16 protein-coding genes and 1 pseudogene are annotated in these 16758 nt (G+C 69.2%); 9 read left to right on the forward strand and 8 right to left on the reverse strand.

Features of this window, described 5'->3' with window-relative positions; translation table 11 throughout:
* Positions 1–82: 82 nt before the first annotated feature.
* Both Q4V64_RS33655 and Q4V64_RS33660 read right to left on the reverse strand, forming a co-directional pair.
* Positions 83–778, reverse strand: a complete 696-nt coding sequence (locus tag Q4V64_RS33655) for a DUF402 domain-containing protein (protein ID WP_124439473.1) — start codon at positions 776–778, stop codon at positions 83–85.
* 83 nt (positions 779–861) lie between these two features.
* Entirely contained in the window at positions 862–2247 is a 1386-nt protein-coding gene (locus Q4V64_RS33660; RefSeq protein ID WP_124439472.1) for a class II fumarate hydratase, read from the reverse strand.
* A gap of 197 nt (positions 2248–2444) precedes the next feature.
* Between Q4V64_RS33660 and Q4V64_RS33665 the strand changes: the two are divergent.
* The 3 genes and pseudogenes from Q4V64_RS33665 to Q4V64_RS33675 form a co-directional block, all read left to right on the forward strand.
* A pseudogene (locus Q4V64_RS33665) lies at positions 2445–2996 on the forward strand (alkaline phosphatase PhoX); the annotation flags it as partial.
* Positions 2997–3183: 187 nt separating this feature from the next.
* The gene (locus Q4V64_RS33670; protein ID WP_216377596.1) at positions 3184–4680 is read left to right on the forward strand and encodes a HAMP domain-containing sensor histidine kinase; all 1497 of its coding nucleotides are present in this window, start codon (positions 3184–3186) and stop codon (positions 4678–4680) included.
* Positions 4677–5363 (forward strand): response regulator transcription factor, encoded by a 687-nt coding sequence (locus Q4V64_RS33675; protein WP_124439469.1) that lies wholly within the window; start codon positions 4677–4679, stop codon positions 5361–5363. Before Q4V64_RS33670 ends, Q4V64_RS33675 begins: the two co-directional genes overlap by 4 nt.
* Positions 5364–5368: 5 nt before the next feature.
* Here the strand turns inward: Q4V64_RS33675 and Q4V64_RS33680 are convergent, their stop codons facing one another.
* Positions 5369–7060, reverse strand: coding sequence for a fumarate hydratase (locus Q4V64_RS33680; protein WP_124439468.1), 1692 nt, complete (start codon positions 7058–7060; stop codon positions 5369–5371).
* A 155-nt stretch (positions 7061–7215) separates the two neighbouring features.
* On the opposite strand from Q4V64_RS33680, the gene Q4V64_RS33685 reads away from it, so the two are divergent.
* Both Q4V64_RS33685 and Q4V64_RS33690 read left to right on the forward strand, forming a co-directional pair.
* Positions 7216–7923 carry a DUF1707 domain-containing protein gene (locus tag Q4V64_RS33685; RefSeq protein ID WP_124439467.1) on the forward strand — a complete coding sequence of 236 codons (708 nt, stop codon included), beginning with the start codon at positions 7216–7218 and terminating at the stop codon, positions 7921–7923.
* A 173-nt stretch (positions 7924–8096) separates the two neighbouring features.
* A complete protein-coding gene (locus tag Q4V64_RS33690) occupies positions 8097–8474 on the forward strand; it encodes a WhiB family transcriptional regulator (RefSeq protein WP_124439466.1) in 378 nt (125 codons plus the stop codon).
* Between the two features lie 101 nt (positions 8475–8575).
* On the opposite strand, the gene glpX is transcribed toward Q4V64_RS33690, so the two are convergent.
* On the reverse strand, positions 8576–9610 hold the full coding sequence (glpX, locus tag Q4V64_RS33695) for a class II fructose-bisphosphatase (protein WP_124439465.1): 1035 nt from the start codon (positions 9608–9610) through the stop codon (positions 8576–8578).
* 126 nt (positions 9611–9736) lie between these two features.
* Between glpX and Q4V64_RS33700 the strand changes: the two genes are divergently transcribed.
* Positions 9737–10258 carry a DUF4245 domain-containing protein gene (locus Q4V64_RS33700; protein ID WP_124439464.1) on the forward strand — a complete coding sequence of 174 codons (522 nt, stop codon included), beginning with the start codon at positions 9737–9739 and terminating at the stop codon, positions 10256–10258.
* Between the two features lie 73 nt (positions 10259–10331).
* Here Q4V64_RS33700 and Q4V64_RS33705 read toward each other — a convergent pair whose 3' ends face one another.
* The 3 genes from Q4V64_RS33705 to xseA form a co-directional block, all read right to left on the reverse strand.
* Entirely contained in the window at positions 10332–10919 is a 588-nt protein-coding gene (locus Q4V64_RS33705) for a malonic semialdehyde reductase (protein ID WP_124439463.1), read from the reverse strand.
* Positions 10920–11075: 156 nt separating this feature from the next.
* Positions 11076–11318, reverse strand: coding sequence for an exodeoxyribonuclease VII small subunit (locus Q4V64_RS33710; protein ID WP_124439462.1), 243 nt, complete (start codon positions 11316–11318; stop codon positions 11076–11078).
* Between the two features lie 21 nt (positions 11319–11339).
* Positions 11340–12548 (reverse strand): exodeoxyribonuclease VII large subunit, encoded by a 1209-nt coding sequence (gene xseA, locus Q4V64_RS33715; protein WP_124439461.1) that lies wholly within the window; start codon positions 12546–12548, stop codon positions 11340–11342.
* Between the two features lie 107 nt (positions 12549–12655).
* Between xseA and Q4V64_RS33720 the strand changes: the two genes are divergently transcribed.
* Both Q4V64_RS33720 and ppgK read left to right on the forward strand, forming a co-directional pair.
* Positions 12656–13672 (forward strand): 4-hydroxy-3-methylbut-2-enyl diphosphate reductase, encoded by a 1017-nt coding sequence (locus tag Q4V64_RS33720; RefSeq protein ID WP_124439460.1) that lies wholly within the window; start codon positions 12656–12658, stop codon positions 13670–13672.
* Between the two features lie 50 nt (positions 13673–13722).
* Positions 13723–14472, forward strand: a complete 750-nt coding sequence (gene ppgK / locus Q4V64_RS33725) for a polyphosphate--glucose phosphotransferase (RefSeq protein ID WP_124439459.1) — start codon at positions 13723–13725, stop codon at positions 14470–14472.
* A gap of 70 nt (positions 14473–14542) precedes the next feature.
* On the opposite strand, the gene Q4V64_RS33730 is transcribed toward ppgK, so the two are convergent.
* Positions 14543–15085: a DUF6542 domain-containing protein gene (locus Q4V64_RS33730; RefSeq protein ID WP_124439458.1), complete on the reverse strand. Its 543-nt coding sequence runs from the start codon at positions 15083–15085 to the stop codon at positions 14543–14545.
* Positions 15086–15303: 218 nt separating this feature from the next.
* Between Q4V64_RS33730 and ychF the strand changes: the two genes are divergently transcribed.
* Complete coding sequence (ychF, locus tag Q4V64_RS33735; RefSeq protein WP_124439457.1) at positions 15304–16392, forward strand: redox-regulated ATPase YchF; 1089 nt, start codon at positions 15304–15306, stop codon at positions 16390–16392.
* Positions 16393–16758: the final 366 nt, after the last annotated feature.

Here is a 16758-nt window from a genome sequence, read left to right on the forward strand (position 1 = left end):
CAGCGCGCGTTCCCGTAGTTGCCACTGCGCATCCTTGCGGAGGACGATCCTACGTTTCCTGCCCCGGGGCGCAGCAAGGGTCTCACGAGGACATATGCGCGGGCGTACGATCCCAGTCTTCCGGCAGGGGCGGTACCACCCAGGACGGATCCGGGCGCCAGTGCTGCCAGCCGTCCGAGAACGGCGGCCCCCAGCCGCGGATCACGTCCACCGCGGATCGGCCCGCCTCCCTTACCTTCCGGGCCAGTTGAGCGTTCATCAGGCCGTCCCGCTGGGCCTGCGCGAACTCGTCCTCGTCCCGCCAGTGCCAACTGCGGTCCGGGTCGACGGTGATGTCGAGGAAGTGGTCCTCGGAGTCGACGCCCCCGTCCCAACGGGCCAGGGGCTCCTCGAGATTGACATACCAGTTCTTGAACTGCCAGCCCGGTTCCCAGAACAACCACACCGACCACGGCTCACCGGGCCGCGCGAGCTTCAGCACGCCTGTCCCGAACCACCGGTCGCGCTGCACGGTCCGCGGCTTGGTGTAACGGGTCTCCAGCGGCTCGACGTGCACGGGAGTGCCGTCGGCGAGCACGGGCTTCACACACTCGGTGCCGGGAGCCATCCACACGGCGAGCACCTCACTGTCGTCCCGGACGACGGTGACCGGACGCGCGATGTGGAAGCGCGCGCCACCGTTCTCCCGGTAACGCCACAGGATCTGACTCCCGGGCGCCCAGAACACCGCCGACCCGCCTGCTTCCACTTCGGCTCTCACCGCTCCACCGTCCGCCATGAACAGATATTAGGTGCCGTAGGCATACGACGCTGCGGCGCGCGTCACGGTTCACGCCGGGGGCGTCATGAGTCCGCTATCGGTCACGGGTGCGTCATCCGCAGGACATCCAGCGCCTCGTCGAGCTGCTCGACGGTGAGGTCGCCGCGCTCGACATAGCCGCCTTCCACGACGACCTGGCGGATCGTCTTCCGTTCGGCCAGCGCCTTCTTGGCGACCTTCGCGGCCTCCTCGTACCCGATGTACTTGTTGAGCGGCGTCACGACGGAGGGCGACGACTCGGCGTACTCGCGGGCCCGCTCCCGGTGGGCGACGATCCCGTCGACGGTCCGGTCGGCGAGCAGCCGGGTGACGTTGGCGAGCAGCCGGACGGACTCGAGCACGTTCTTGGCGATGACCGGCAGCATGACGTTGAGCTCGAAGTTGCCGGCGGCGCCGGCCGTGGTGACGGTGGCGTCGTTGCCGATGACCTGCGCGGACACCATGAGGACGGCTTCCGGGACGACCGGGTTGACCTTGCCGGGCATGATCGAGGAACCGGGCTGGAGGTCGGGGAGGCTGATCTCGGCGAGCCCGGTCCTGGGGCCGGAGGCCATCCACCGCAGATCGTTGGCGATCTTCGTCAGTCCGACCGCGATGGTCCGCAGCTGTCCGCTGGTCTCGACGATCCCGTCCCGGGCGCCCTGCGCCTCGAAGTGGTCGCGCGCCTCGGTGAGCCGCAGCCCGGTGACGCGGGCGACTTCGCCGATGACGGCGGCGGAGAAGCCGGGCGGGGTGTTGATGCCGGTGCCGACGGCCGTACCGCCCAGGGGCAGTTCGGCGAGGCGGGGGAGGGAGGCGTGGAGCCGCTCGATGCCGTAGCGGACCTGGGCCGCGTACCCGCCGAACTCCTGCCCCAGGGTCACCGGGGTGGCGTCCATGAGATGGGTCCGCCCCGACTTCACGACGTCCGTGAACTCCTCGGCCTTGCGCTCCAGTGACCCCGCGAGGTGCTCCAGCGCCGGGACGAGGTCCCGGGTGACGGCGGCCGTGGCCGCGATGTGGATGGAGGACGGGAAGACGTCGTTGGACGACTGCGAGGCGTTGACGTGGTCGTTGGGGTGCACGTCCCGCCCCAGCCGCTCGGTGGCGAGGGTGGCGATGACCTCGTTGGTGTTCATGTTGGACGAGGTCCCGGACCCGGTCTGGAACACGTCCACGGGGAAGTGCTCGTCCCACCGCCCCTCGGCGACCTCGGCCGCCGCCTCCTGGATGGCCTCGGCGATGTCCTTGTCGAGCACGCCGAGTTGTGCGTTGACCTTCGCCGCCGCCCCCTTGATCCGGGCGAGTGCCTCGATGTGGGCGCGCTCGACGCGCTGACCGGAGATGGGGAAGTTCTCCACGGCTCGCTGGGTCTGCGCACGCCACTTGGCGTCCGCCGGGACGCGTACCTCGCCCATGGAGTCGTGCTCGATGCGGTAGTCGCTCATGCCAGGTACAGCGATCGGGAGGGTGCGGATGTTCCTGCGGACCGTCCGGTTCGCCCGGATGAGAAACATGAGAGAGGCAAATTCACGACTTCTCCTTGCCTTCCGCTGAGGTTCGTCCCGGCTGGCCAGCATGGCGGCGTGCCGACCCCCACCGGCCGACCGACACCGCTCATCACTCCGCTCATCCGGGAGACAAGATGCCGCTCAACCGCAGGGAAATGCTGAGCCGATCAGCGCTGGCCGGCGCCGGGGTCATGCTCATCGGCAGTGTCGAGGCACTGCTGTCGGCGCCGGGTGCCGTCGCGGACACCGGCGCGACGGGTGGCGTCGCCGGCTACGGCCCGCTGGTCCCGGACCCGAAGGGCGTGCTCGCCCTGCCCGAGGGCTTCACCTACCGGATCCTGACCCGCACCGGCGTCACCACCCTGGAGTCCGGGCAGACGACCCCGAGCAACCACGACGGCACGGGCGCGTTCGCGGCCGGCAGCGGCGGCGATGACGACGATGACGCCGCCGTCACCCTGTTGGTGAACAACCACGAGATCGACGATCCGCTGACCGACGCCGGCGACCCCGTGCCGCACCTGGACGGCCTGGTCTACGACCCGGCGGCGGCCGGCGGCTGCACCGTCGTCGAGGTGTCCGAGGACTCGGTGCGCGAGTGGGTCGCCATCGCCGGCACCTCCACCAACTGCGCCGGCGGTGTCACCCCGTGGGGCACCTGGCTCACCAGCGGGGAGCCGGACGACGGCACCGACTCCGCCCCGACGGCCGTGGCCCAGCCCGTGGCACCGAAGTCCGCCGCCCCCGCCGGGGTGGTGTCCGCCGACGATCCGACGCCCACCAGCAGTCCCGGGACGTCGGCCACCTCCCCGACGCCGAGTCCCCCAGGGGACGACGGGAGTGACGACGCAGACGACGATGGCGCCGGTGGTGATGACTGACCTCGCACCGGCGAAGCGGTCCGCCGGCATATTCGGGCACCACCCGCTCCGGTCGATCCGCGCCCGTCTGCTCGGGCGGATGCTGATGCTCGTCGGGCTGACCCTGGCGAGCATCACCGGCGCGGAATCGTTCATCCTCACCGCTCGCCTCAATGAACGCGTCGATCGCGAACTCGCCCACGACGTCGACGCGTTCCGCTCCTTCGCGACCGAGAGCGCGGGCGGTGCGGGGCCGGTCCCCGGCGGAGTGCGTGCACTGTTCCTGTCCTACCTCCAGGGCCACATACCGGAGCACGGCCAGACGCTGATCACCCTGGTCGACGGCAGACCGTTCCGCCGCTCCGCCGAGGAGCCGCCGGCCCGCCTGGACATCGACCGAGCGCTGATGGCCCGGGCCGCCGCGGTCCGCACCCCCTCCTACGCGGACGCGCACAGCGCGGCGGGATCCGTCAGATACGTGGCCGTACCCGTCGCGGTGGCGGACGACCCCGCGCGAGGTGTGCTCGTCATCGCGACCTTCACCCAGCAGGAACGCGGGCACATCAACGAGTCGATCCGCACCCAGATCTACCTCGGACTCGGCGCCGTGCTGCTCTCCGCGTGTGTCGGCTGGATCTTCTCCACCCGCATCGTCGCACCACTGCGCATCCTGCGGGACACGGCCCGCTCCATCCACGAATCGGACATCACCCGCCGCATCCCCGTCCAGGACCGGGACGAGATCGGGCAGTTGGCGACCACCTTCAACGACATGCTCGACCGGCTCGACGACGCCTCCAGCACCAAACGGCAGTTCATGAACGACGTGGGCCACGAACTGCGCACCCCCGTCACCATCGCGCTCAGCCAGTTGGAGACGCTCTCCGACGACCCCGCCGCCCGCTCCCGGACGGTCGCGGTCGTCACCGACGAACTGCACCGCATGCACCGTATGGCGGAAGAGCTCCTCATGCTGGCCAAGGCACGCCGCCCGGACGCCCTGCGCCCCGAGGACCTCAGCCTCTCCGAACTGATCGAGGAGGTGTACGTGAAGGCAGCCGCGCTGGCCGAGCGCCGCTGGCTCCTCGACTTCGTGGAGGACCCGCACCGCGACACCCTCCACGCCGACCGCCAGCTCCTCACCCAGGCCATGATCCAACTGGCCCAGAACGCCGCCCAGCACACTGCCGAGCACGCCCGGATCTGGATCGGCGGACGGGCCGAGGCCGACGCGGTCGAACTGTGGGTCAAGGACACCGGCCATGGCATCCCACTCGCCGATCAGCGGCGCATCTTCGAGCGATTCACGCGGGCCGAGGAAAGCCGGGGCAGGACCGGGGCGGGACTCGGGCTCGCCATCGTCAAGGCCATAGCCGAGGCGCACCACGGACGGATCGAGGTGGACAGCGCTCCCGGCCAGGGAGCGACATTCACTCTGCGCATCCCGCGAGCGGACCCCGCGGACCCCAAGACCAAGAAGAGCCCGAAGAACCCGAGACAGACGCCATGAACCAGTACAGGCAGAACCGCCGCCACCTCCTCATCGCCGAGGACGAGGCACACATAGCCTCCTACCTGTCAGAGCGCTTTGGCGCCAACGGCTTTCCCACCACCGTCGTCACCGACGGGGAGTCGGCCCGGCGCGCGGCCATGTCGGGCCGGTACGACCTGATGGTCCTGGACATCGGACTGCCCGGCGAGAACGGCTTCACCGTCATCTCCCGCCTCCGCGCCGCGTCCAGCGCGCTCCCGGTCATCATCCTCACGGCCCGGGACACCGTCGCCGACACGGTGACCGGCCTGGAGGGCGGTGCCGACGACTACATGACCAAGCCCTTCAGCTTCGCCGAATTCCTCGCCCGGGTCCGCCTCCGTCTCCGTCTGCGCGAGACCGACAGCTCCGTACTGCGCCGGGCCGGCATCGCCCTGGAGAGCCGAACCCACCAGGCCTACGTCGACGGCCGGATCATCCAGCTCAGCGCAAGAGAGGCTGCGCTCCTGGAACACCTCATGCGTAACGTCGGAAGCGTCCTCAGCCGGGAGGATCTGCTCTCCGATGTCTGGGGGTACGAGGCGTCGGAGGGCTCCAACGTCGTCGACGTCTACGTCCGTTACCTCCGCCGCAAGCTGGGGGCCTCGAGGATCACCACGGTGCGAGGGCGGGGGTATCGGCTGGAGTCACCGGGTGGGTGAACAGGTCAGGTCAGGCCAGGCCCCCGTACCGGAATGCTCGTGAACGTCGGCGCGGGCGCAGGATCCTGGAAGAAGTCGCTGCCCTTGTCGTCGACCACGATGAACGCCGGGAAGTCCTCGACCTCGATCTTCCACACGGCCTCCATACCGAGCTCCTCGTACTCGACGACCTCGACCTTCTTGATGCAGTCCTGGGCGAGGCGCGCGGCCGGGCCGCCGATGGAGCCCAGGTAGAAGCCGCCGTGCGACGCGCACGCGTCCGTGACCTGCTTGCTGCGGTTGCCCTTGGCCAGCATCACCTTGGAGCCGCCCGCCGCCTGGAACTGCTCGACGTAGGAGTCCATGCGGCCGGCGGTGGTCGGGCCGAAGGATCCGGACGCGTAGCCCTCGGGCGTCTTCGCCGGGCCCGCGTAGTACACCGGGTGGTCCTTCAGGTACTGCGGCATCTCCTCGCCCGCGTCCAGCCGCTCCTTGATCTTGGCGTGCGCGATGTCGCGGGCCACTACCAGCGGGCCGGTCAGCGAGAGGCGGGTCTTGACCGGGTACTTGGTCAGCTCGGCGAGGATGTCGTCCATCGGCTGGTTCAGGTCGATCTTCACGACGTCCCCGGCCTCGTCCAGGTGCTCGTCCGTCGTCTCCGGCAGGAACCGCGCCGGGTCCGTCTCCAGCTGCTCCAGGAAGACGCCCTCGGCCGTGATCTTCGCGACGGCCTGGCGGTCGGCGGAGCAGGACACCGCGATGGCGACCGGGCAGGACGCGCCGTGGCGGGGAAGCCGGACCACGCGCACGTCGTGGCAGAAGTACTTGCCGCCGAACTGCGCCCCGATCCCGATCTTCTGCGTCAGCTCGAAGACCTTCTCCTCCAGCTCCTCGTCCCGGAAGCCGTGGCCGAGCGGCGAGCCCTCGGCCGGGATCTCGTCCAGGTAGTGCGCGGAGGCGTACTTGGCGGTCTTCAGCGCGTACTCGGCGGACGTACCGCCGACGACGATCGCCAGGTGGTACGGCGGACAGGCGGCCGTGCCCAGCGAACGGATCTTCTCCTCCAGGAACTTCATCATGGAGGCCTCGTTCAGGACCGCCTTGGTCTCCTGGTAGAGGAAGGACTTGTTGGCGGAGCCGCCGCCCTTCGCCATGAACAGGAACTTGTAGGCGCCGCCGTCGGTGGCGTACAGCTCGATCTGGGCGGGGAGGTTGGAGCCGGTGTTCTTCTCCTCCCACATGGTGAGCGGAGCCATCTGCGAGTAGCGCAGGTTCAGGTTCAGGTAGGCGTCGTAGATGCCGCGGCTCAGCGCTTCCTCGTCGCCGCCCTCGGTCAGCACGTTCTGCCCGCGCTTGCCCATGACGATGGCCGTGCCGGTGTCCTGGCACATCGGCAGCACGCCCGCCGCCGCGATGTTCGCGTTCTTCAGGAGGTCCAGCGCCACGAACTTGTCGTTGCCCGACGCCTCGGGGTCGTCGATGATGCGGCGCAGCTGCGCCAGGTGGGCCGGGCGCAGGTAGTGCTGGATGTCGTGGATGGCCTCCTCGGCCAGCTTGCGCAGCGCCTCCGGCTCCACCTTGAGGAACGTCCGCCCGTCGGCCTCGAAGGTGGAGACACCCTCGGCGGTCACCAGCCGGTAGGGGGTGGTGTCCTCTCCCATGGGGAGCAGATCGGTGTACGCGAACGCAGGGTTGGGTGGGGGGGAACTACTCGGCATGTCGCCCATTCCTCACTCGACAGACGGCGGCCCGCCGACACTGGCGGGCGCCCACCAGCGTAGGACCTGCCTCCGACAATGAACTTGTGAGGTAGTCCTCAGTTGGTTGCCCACAGGCCTAGTCGCGATCTATCGCGTTTCGGTACGCTGCTGCCGTGGACCTTCAGAAGCGCGCCGAAGCGCGGGATCAGCAGCAGACCGCACCGCCCGTCGCCGAGCTGCGCGCCTCGGACGCCGAGCGTGACCGCATCGCCGACCTCCTGCGCGAGGCCCTCGCCGAGGGCCGCCTCACCGCCGACGAGCACGCCGAGCGCGTGGAGGGGGTGCTGAACGCCAAGACGGTCGGCGAGCTCGAGGTCTTCATACGGGACCTGCCGGCCGCGCACGAGCGCCGCGCCACCCCCGGCTACACCCTCGCCCCCAACCGCCCCACGGACGCGATACCCACCGACCCGGACGACAACGTGGTCGCGGTGTTCAGCAGCGCCGTCCGCAAGGGCCGCTGGCGCGCGGGCCGCCGTATCCACGCCTACGCGGTCTTCGGCAGCGTCGAGATCGACCTCAGCGAGGCGATCTTCGAGTACCGGCAGGTCGTCATCAAGGCGATCTCGGTCTTCGGCAACGTCGAGGTCCGCGTCCCGGAGAACGTCTCGCTGCGCGGCACCGGCGGCGGTGTCCTCGGCAACTTCGAGGTGGACACGCTCGATTCGGCCGAGCCCGACGCCCCCGTCGTCTATGTGGACGGCTGGGCCGTGCTGGGCAACATCGAGGGCAGGCCCAAGCGCGGCAAGCTCGTCGCGGACATCCTCGATCGCGTGCAGCGCAAGGTCGACAAGAGTTTGCGCAAACATCTGGATCGTTGACGGTTGTGAATTCCGCCGGGTGGGAAGCAAAGTGATCGACCCTCGGATCACGTACGAGGGCAGGCGGAAGCAGCGGGGGCCAGCGGTTCGGAACTCAGTGCATAGGCGCGCGCACAGCGGGTAGGCCTTGCTGCATCGTCTCTCGCTCGCGAAGCCGTCGTCAGGAGTAGACCGTGCTGCAACCGCCGCATTCGTCCCTGCAGGTAGCTGCCGTTCCGGCCCAGCGGGTGCCAGTGCGGGACAGGGACCAAGACGCCCCCTGGCACACCGAGGCGGTGTGCCGGCGCGACGAGGCCGGCCTGTTCTTCGCACCCTCCAAGGAACCCACCGCCGCCCGGCTCTCCCGCGAGGAGGCCGCGAAGCGTGTCTGCGCCCGCTGTCCGGTCATGGTCGAGTGCCGCGAGCACGCGTTGCTGCAACCTGAGCCGTACGGCGTCTGGGGCGGCCTCACCGCCGCCGAACGCCGCGTCGTCCTGGCGAGGCGCCGCCGCCGCGACCTGGAACTGAAGAAGGCGGCGAGGTCGGCGGGCCGTATAGCGGCAGCCGGCTGACCGGCCCAGCACGCAAGTCAGGGGCGCCCCCTCCGCACCGGGGGCGCCCTGACTTTTGGAGATGCGGGCTGACTTTGGCTGACTTTTGGAGATGCGGCGCCCTATTTCGCGCGGTCGAAGTCGATCGCGCTGTACGCCCGCAGCTTGCTCAACCGATGCTCGGAGTTGATCCGCCGCACCGTCCCCGACTTGGACCGCATGACAATCGAGTCGGTCGTCGCCGTCTCCGACCGATACCGCACGCCCCGAAGCAACTCGCCGTCAGTGATACCGGTCGCCACGAAGAAGACATTCTCTCCGGACACCAGGTCGTCCGTCATCAGCACCCGGTCCAGATCGTGCCCCGCGTCGATCGCCCGCTGCCGCTCCTCGTCGTCCTTCGGCCACAGCTTGCCCTGGATCGTGCCGCCCAGGCACTTCACGGCACAGGCCGAGATGATGCCCTCCGGCGTGCCGCCGATGCCGAGCAGCAGATCGACGCCGGTGCTCTCGCGCAGCGCCAGGATCGACCCGGCGACGTCGCCGTCGGAGATCAGCTTGATGCGCGCGCCGGTCTCCCGGATCTCGTTGATGATCCCCTCGTGCCGGGGCCGGTCCAGGATGACGACGGTGACGTCCTCGGGAGTGGACCGCTTTGCCTTGGCGACCCGGCGGATGTTGACCGAGACGGGCGCGTTGATGTCGACGAAGTCGGCGGCCTCGGGTCCGGTGACCAGCTTGTCCATGTAGAAGACGGCGGACGGGTCGAACATCGAGCCGCGGTCGGCGGCCGCGAGGACGGCGATCGCGTTCGTCATGCCCTTCGCGGTCAGCGTGGTGCCGTCGATCGGGTCGACGGCGATGTCGCACTCCGGCCCGGTCCCGTCTCCGACCCGCTCCCCGTTGAAGAGCATCGGCGCCTCGTCCTTCTCGCCCTCGCCGATGACGACGACGCCGTTCATCGACACGGTGTGGACGAGGGTCCGCATGGCACGCACCGCGGCACCGTCGGCGCCGTTCTTGTCGCCGCGCCCGACCCAGCGGCCCGCGGCCATCGCCGCGGCTTCGGTGACCCTGACGAGCTCCAGGGCCAGGTTGCGGTCGGGGGCCTCGGAGGGAACTTCGAGCTCGGACGGCAGATGATGATGCTCGGTCATCGGAGCGCACCTTTCTGATACGACGACGGCCGGATGAGGGTATGGGCCCGACTCTATCTCCAGAGGGACAAAATGAGCAGGGGGCCCCACGGATGAGCGGACCAGGGCACCTGCGACGATAGGGGCGTGGCAGGTTCGAACGGTAAGCAGAAGACGGCCCGGGACATGATCCTTTCGATGGGCCTGATCACGCTCGTGGCGGGGGTCATCTACCTCTTCATCCCGCACGACGACTCCCCTCAGGAGACCAAGAAGGTCGACTACCGGGTCGAGCTGCTCACGGCGCGCCGCGCGGCGTCCTACCCGGTGGCCGCGCCCGAGGGCCTGCCCGCCCAGTGGAAGGCGACCTCCGTCCGCTTCCAGGGTGACGACTTCGACGCCTGGCATCTGGGCTTCCAGGCCCCTGGCGGTGAGTACGTCCAGATCGAGCAGTCGACTCAGAAGCCGTCGACGTTCATAGACGAGGCCAGCCAGGGCGCCGAGGCGACCAGGACCACCCAGAAGATCGACGGCCGGACGTGGACGCGGTACACGGGCGGCCGGTACGACGCGCTGGTACACAAGGGTGACGGCGCGACGACCGTGGTGGCGGGCACCGGCTCGTTCGAGCAGCTGACGCAGATGACCAAGGCGCTGAAGATGACGTGAGCCCGGCGCAAGCGAGGCCCCCGGCGTGTGATGCCGGGGGCCTCTCGCTGGCAGTGCCAGACCGCTGAAGTGCTCAGACCGTGGTGACGACCTGCTCGTACTCCAGGCGCGGGGAGCGCGGGAACCAGGCGTCCTCGCCCGGCTTGCCGATGTTGATGACCATCAGCGGGGCGTGGTCGTCGTCCAGGAACTCCTTCTGGACGCCAGCGAAGTCGAGGCCGGTCATCGGGCCGGCGGCGAGGCCCGCGGCGCGGACGCCGATGATGAAGTACGCGGCCTGGAGGGCGGCGTTCAGCGCGGCGGCGTTCTCGCGCACCCCGCGGTCACCGAAGAAGTCCTTCGCCTGGGGGTAGTGCGGGAAGAGCTGCGGCAGCTCCTCGTGGAACTCGATGTCCGCGGACAGGATCGCGACCAGCGGGGCGGCGGCCGTCTTCGCCTGGTTGCCCTCCATCAGGTAGCTCACGAGGCGCTCGCGGGCCTCGGGGGAGCGGACCAGGGTGACGCGCAGCGGCGACTGGTTCATGGAGGTCGGGCCGTACTTGACCAGGTCGTAGATCGCCTGGATCTGCTCGTCGGTCACCGGCTCGTCGGTGAAGGTGTTCGCGGTGCGGGCCTCGCGGAACAGCAGGTCCTGGGCGGCGGCGTCAAGAACGAGGGACATGGGTGAACCTTCTCCAGATGTACGTCGGACCCGGAAGCGGACCGGGGACCGGGGACCGGTTGACGTCTGCGACGGTACGCGAATGAAGTTCAATCTTCAACAATGACCGGAGTGTGGTGACCCGCTTCACAATCCGGGTCTCGGCGCCGTCTACGCCTACTCGGTGTCCTCGGCGTTTTCCCCCTGCTCCGCCTTCTCCTCTTCCGCGAGGGCCGCGTCCAGCCGCGCCCGCGCCCCCTCCAGCCACCGCCGGCACACCTTGGCCAGCTCCTCGCCGCGCTCCCAGAGCGCGAGGGACTCCTCCAGCGTCGTACCGCCCGCCTCCAGCCGCCGTACGACGTCGATCAGCTCGTCCCGCGCCTGCTCGTACCCGAGCGCCTCATCCACCTTGCTGGTCATTCGCCCACCCTATGCAGTGACTCATGCATCGACTCGCACCACGAACTCACCCTCGGAAACCCGCGCGCGCAGGACCTCGTCCCCCGTGACCTCGCCGGGGTCGCGGACGACGTGCCCGTCGGCCTTCTGCAGCACCGCGTACCCCCGCTTCAGGGTCGCCGCCGGCGAGAGGGCCACCACACGCGCGTGTGTGTGCGTCAGCTCCGAGTCCGCGCGGTCGAGGTGATGGCCGAGACAGCGCCGGGTCCGCTCGACGAGCGACGCCACATGATCGGCCCGTTCGTCGATCATCCGGTGCGGATCCTCTATCGACGGCCGGGCGAGGGCCTGTGCGAGCCCCCGCTCCTCCCGCTCGATGAACGCCTCGACACACCGCCGCGCACGATCCTGCAGCATCCGTACGCGCTCGTACTCCTCCCCGACGTCCGGTACGACCTTCTTGGCGGCGTCGGTCGGGGTGGAGGCGCGCAGATCGGCGACGTGGTCGAGGAGCGGGTTGTCCGGCTCGTGTCCGATGGCGGACACCACAGGCGTACGACAGCCGGCGACGGTCCTGATCAGCTGCTCGTCGGAGAAGGGCAGCAGGTCCTCCACGCTGCCGCCGCCACGCGCGACGATGATCACATCCACGTCGTCGATCGCGTCGAGCTCCTTCACGGCCTGCACGACCTGCGGCACGGCGTGCACCCCCTGCACGGGGACGTTGCGCACCTCGAAGCGGACGGCGGGCCAGCGGTGCCGGGCATTCTCCAGGACGTCCCGCTCGGCGGCGGAGGCACGCCCGCAGACGAGACCGATGAGCTGGGGCAGGAAGGGCAGCGGCTTCTTCCGCTCCGGCGCGAACAGCCCCTCGGCGGCAAGGGACTTCTTCAACTGCTCGAGGCGCGCGAGCAACTCGCCGACTCCCACGGGCCTTATCTCCGCGGCCCGCAGGGACAGCTGCCCCCGCGGCGCATACCACTCGGGCTTCGCCAGTACGACGACCCGCGCACCCTCGCTCACCACATCGGCGACGGCGTCGAACACCTGGCGATAGCAGGTGACGCTGACGGAGATGTCGTACGACGGATCACGCAGCGTCAGAAACACGACGCCCGCGCCCGGCCGCCGCGACAACTGCGTGATCTGCCCCTCGACCCACACCGCCCCGAGCCGGTCGATCCAGCCCCCGATGAGCCGCGACACCTCACCTACGGGCAGGGGAGACTCCGCGGACGTATTGACAGCCATGCCGCGAGGGTAACGGCCAGGTACGACAACGCCCCGCCGGCCCGGGTTCGGTCTCCCCACCGACCCGACACATGTGCGATATCTGACCGTCCGATCGCGGCCTTACGATGGGGTGCATGACTGCTTCGCCTGGCCGCCGTGTCCTGCTCGCCGCCCCCCGTGGCTACTGCGCGGGTGTGGACCGCGCCGTGATCGCCGTCGAGAAAGCGCTGGAGCAGTACGGCGCTCCGGTGTACGTCCGCCACGAGATCGTCCACAACAAGTACGTCGTGCAAACCCTGGAGCGGAAGGGCGCCGTCTTCGTCGAACAGACCGAAGAGGTGCCCCCGGGCAACATCGTCATGTTCTCCGCACACGGCGTGGCCCCGACCGTCCACGAAGAGGCCGAGCGCGGCCGGCTCGCCACCATCGACGCGACCTGCCCGCTGGTCACCAAGGTCCACAAGGAAGCCGTCCGGTTCGCGAGCGACGACTACGACATCCTCCTGATCGGCCACGAGGGCCACGAGGAGGTCATCGGCACCTCCGGCGAGGCCCCCGACCACATCCAGCTCGTCGACGGCCCCGGCGATGTCGCGGGGGTCGAGGTCCGCGACCCCTCCAAGGTCGTCTGGCTCTCGCAGACCACCCTCTCCGTCGACGAGACCATGGAGACCGTCGACGCCCTGAAGGAGAAGTTCCCGCAGCTCATCTCACCGCCCAGCGACGACATCTGCTACGCCACGCAGAACCGCCAGCTCGCGGTCAAGCAGATGGGCGCCGAGGCCGAGCTGGTGATCGTCGTCGGCTCCCGCAACTCCTCCAACTCCAAGCGGCTCGTCGAGGTCGCCAAGCTCGCGGGCGCCCGCGAGGCGTACCTCGTGGACTTCGCCGACGAGATCGACGAGGCCTGGCTGGAGGGCGTGTCCACGGTCGGCGTCACCTCCGGCGCCTCCGTCCCCGAGGTCCTGGTCGAGCAGGTCCTGGAATGGCTGTCGCAGCGCGGCTACGTGGACGTGGAGCTGGTGAAGGCGGCCGAGGAGTCCATCACCTTCTCCCTCCCCAAGGAACTGCGCCGCGACCTGCGTGAGGAAGCGGCGGCGCTGGTGGAGGAACGCGGTGGATCCGGTGCGCCCGGTGAGTGAGGGCCACCTCCGGCGGAGTGACTGTCAGTCGTCCGTCGTAACGTAGAGCCATGCAGATCTTCGGCGTGGACATCGGCGGATCCGGGATCAAGGGCGCCCCTGTGGACCTGGACAGGGGCGACCTGGCGGACGAGCGTTTCAAGGTGCTGACTCCGCACCCGGCGACGCCGGACTCGGTGGCGGACGGCGTGAGACAGGTCGTCGAGCACTTCGGCTGGACGGGACCGGTCGGGCTGACGTTCCCCGGAGTGGTCACGGGCGGCGCCACGATCCGCACGGCGGCGAACGTCGACAAGAGCTGGATCGACACGGACGCGCGCGCGTTGTTCAGCGATCGCCTGGGCGGCCTGCCCGTGACGGTGGTCAACGACGCGGACGCGGCGGGCGTGGCCGAGATGAGCTTCGGCGCCGGCCGGGGCCGCCGGGGCACGGTCGTCCTGCTCACCTTCGGCACGGGCATCGGCAGCGCACTCTTCGTCGACGGCGTCCTCGTGCCGAACACCGAACTGGGCCACCTGGAGCTGCACGGCCACGACGCGGAGAAGCGGGCCTCCAGCAAGGCCAAGGAGGACGAGGAGCTGACGTGGGAGTACTGGGCCCACCACCGGGTCCAGAAGTACCTCGCCCACGTCGAGATGCTGTTCTCGCCGGAGCTGTTCATCATCGGCGGCGGCGTCAGCCGCAAGTCCCAGAAGTTCCTGCACCACATCCAGGACATCAAGGCGGAGATCGTCCCGGCACAGCTGCTGAACAACGCGGGGATCGTGGGGGCGGCGATGCATGCGGCGAACGAGTCGTAAGCGACATTCGCACCGGCTGACTGTCACCCCGGCTGACTGTCACCCCGACTGACTGTCGTCCGGCTGCCTGTCACCCCGCCCGACGGCGCGCCGCGGCCCTGCGCGCCATCAGCCGCACCTTCCGGACGCTCGCGATGAGCCCGGCGATGAGCGTCCCCCCGTACAGCCACCCGGCCTGCGTGGCGAGGGCCGTCACCAGGCCCATCAGCCGTCCCCCGAACCCCCCACCGCTGTCGGCCACGGGAAGCAGCCCCACGGCGAAGGCGATCGGCACGACCACGGGCGCGGTCACCAGATCGCCACGCCGGATCCAGACGGCCGTCAGCACGCACACCGGCAGGAACAGCACGCCGTACACCGTCGGCGAAGCCCCGAACAGCAGCGCGTCGAGGGACCCGAGCACGAACATCAGCGCCCCGCAGAACAGCCCGCCGCCCAGCCCGGTCAGCCGAGGGTTGGGGAACCGGCGTGCGGCCGGCACCGGGGGTGGAGCGGACCGCCGTGCGACCGCCGACCGACGCGGCGCACCGCCCCGCGCCGCCTGCGAGGGCAGGGACGGCGGTCCGCCGGGTCGCGGTCGGTACTGCGGGGGTCGGGTCCTGTGTTGCTCCACTGGACCAACTTAGGTCGGTTTATGTGTCGAATCGCCCCTCAGACACGCCGTCGCGGGGACCTTGGGCAAGCGTTCGATACGTCGCCGGTGCGGGCGCGGGCAGGCCGTAGACTGGTGGATCGGCCCGGCCCTCAGGGCCTGCCGCCCGTCCTCTGCCGCCCGTCCCCTCCCTCCAGTCCTCTCATACTCCAGCCCTCTCACTCCGGGAAGTCGCAACCGTGTCGCTCACGATCGGAATCGTCGGTCTGCCGAATGTCGGCAAGTCGACCCTGTTCAACGCCCTGACCAAGAACGACGTGCTGGCGGCCAACTACCCGTTCGCCACGATCGAGCCGAACGTCGGCGTCGTGGGCGTCCCCGACGCCCGGCTGGCCAAGCTGGCGGAGATCTTCAAGTCGGAGCGGATCCTGCCGGCCACCGTCGACTTCGTCGACATCGCGGGCATCGTGCGCGGCGCGAGCGAGGGCGAGGGGCTGGGCAACAAGTTCCTGGCGAACATCCGTGAGTCCGACGCGATCTGCCAGGTCATCCGCGCATTCAAGGACGAGAACGTCGTGCACGTCGACGGCAAGGTCTCGCCGAAGGGCGACATCGAGACGATCAACACCGAGCTGATCCTCGCCGACCTCCAGACCATCGAGAAGGTCCTGCCGCGCCTGCAGAAGGAGTCGCGGATCAAGAAGGACATCGCCCCGAAGGTCAAGGCCGTGGAGGAGGCCCAGGAGATCCTGGAGAAGGGCGACACGCTCTTCGGCCACGGGATCGTCCAGGGCAGCGAGCGCGCCGAGCCGCTGCACGACCTGCACCTGCTGACCACGAAGCCCTTCCTCTACGTCTTCAACGTCGACGAGGACGAGCTGGTCGACGAGGACTTCAAGAACGAGCAGCGCGCCCTGGTCGCCCCCGCCGAGGCGATCTTCCTCAACGCCAAGCTGGAGGCGGACCTCGCCGAGCTCGACGAGGAGGACGCCATGGAGCTCCTGGAGTCGGTCGGCGCCGATGAGCCCGGCCTCGCCACCCTCGCCCGCGTCGGCTTCAACACCCTCGGCCTCCAGACCTACCTGACGGCCGGCCCGAAGGAATCCCGCGCCTGGACCATCAAGAGGGGCGCCACCGCCCCCGAGGCCGCCGGAGTCATCCACACCGACTTCCAGAAGGGCTTCATCAAGGCCGAGGTCATCTCCTTCGGCGACCTGGTGGAGACGGGGTCGGTCGCCGAGGCCCGCGCGAAGGGCAAGGCGCGCATGGAAGGCAAGGACTATGTGATGCGGGACGGGGACGTCGTGGAGTTCCGGTTCAACATCTGAACGCCACCACGTCGCTGATGTGGTGGAGTTCAGTTCAAAAGTACAGATCGTTGACGGGGCCGGGACGAGTTGGTCCCGGCCCCGTCAACCATTCCGCCGGACCCCCAGCCCTGGGGCGTACATCTCTCTGAAACGGACGGGCGGCGCGGCGCCTTCGTTGTCAGCAACCCCGGACCTCAGCAGGCTGAAGTGTGGGCTGGACTCATCATGTCAGGGGCTCGGGCGGCGACGTCGCTTGCTGAAATCAACAGGCCCAAGAGTCGTCAATCGCCTGCCTGGTGAGTCGGACGACGTTCATCCCGGGTGCATGACTGAGTCCGATCTCTCGTCGGCGTCGCGCGGCATGCCGAGGATCACCGTGGTGAC

Source organism: Streptomyces sp. NL15-2K (assembly GCF_030551255.1).
Lineage (GTDB): Bacteria > Actinomycetota > Actinomycetes > Streptomycetales > Streptomycetaceae > Streptomyces.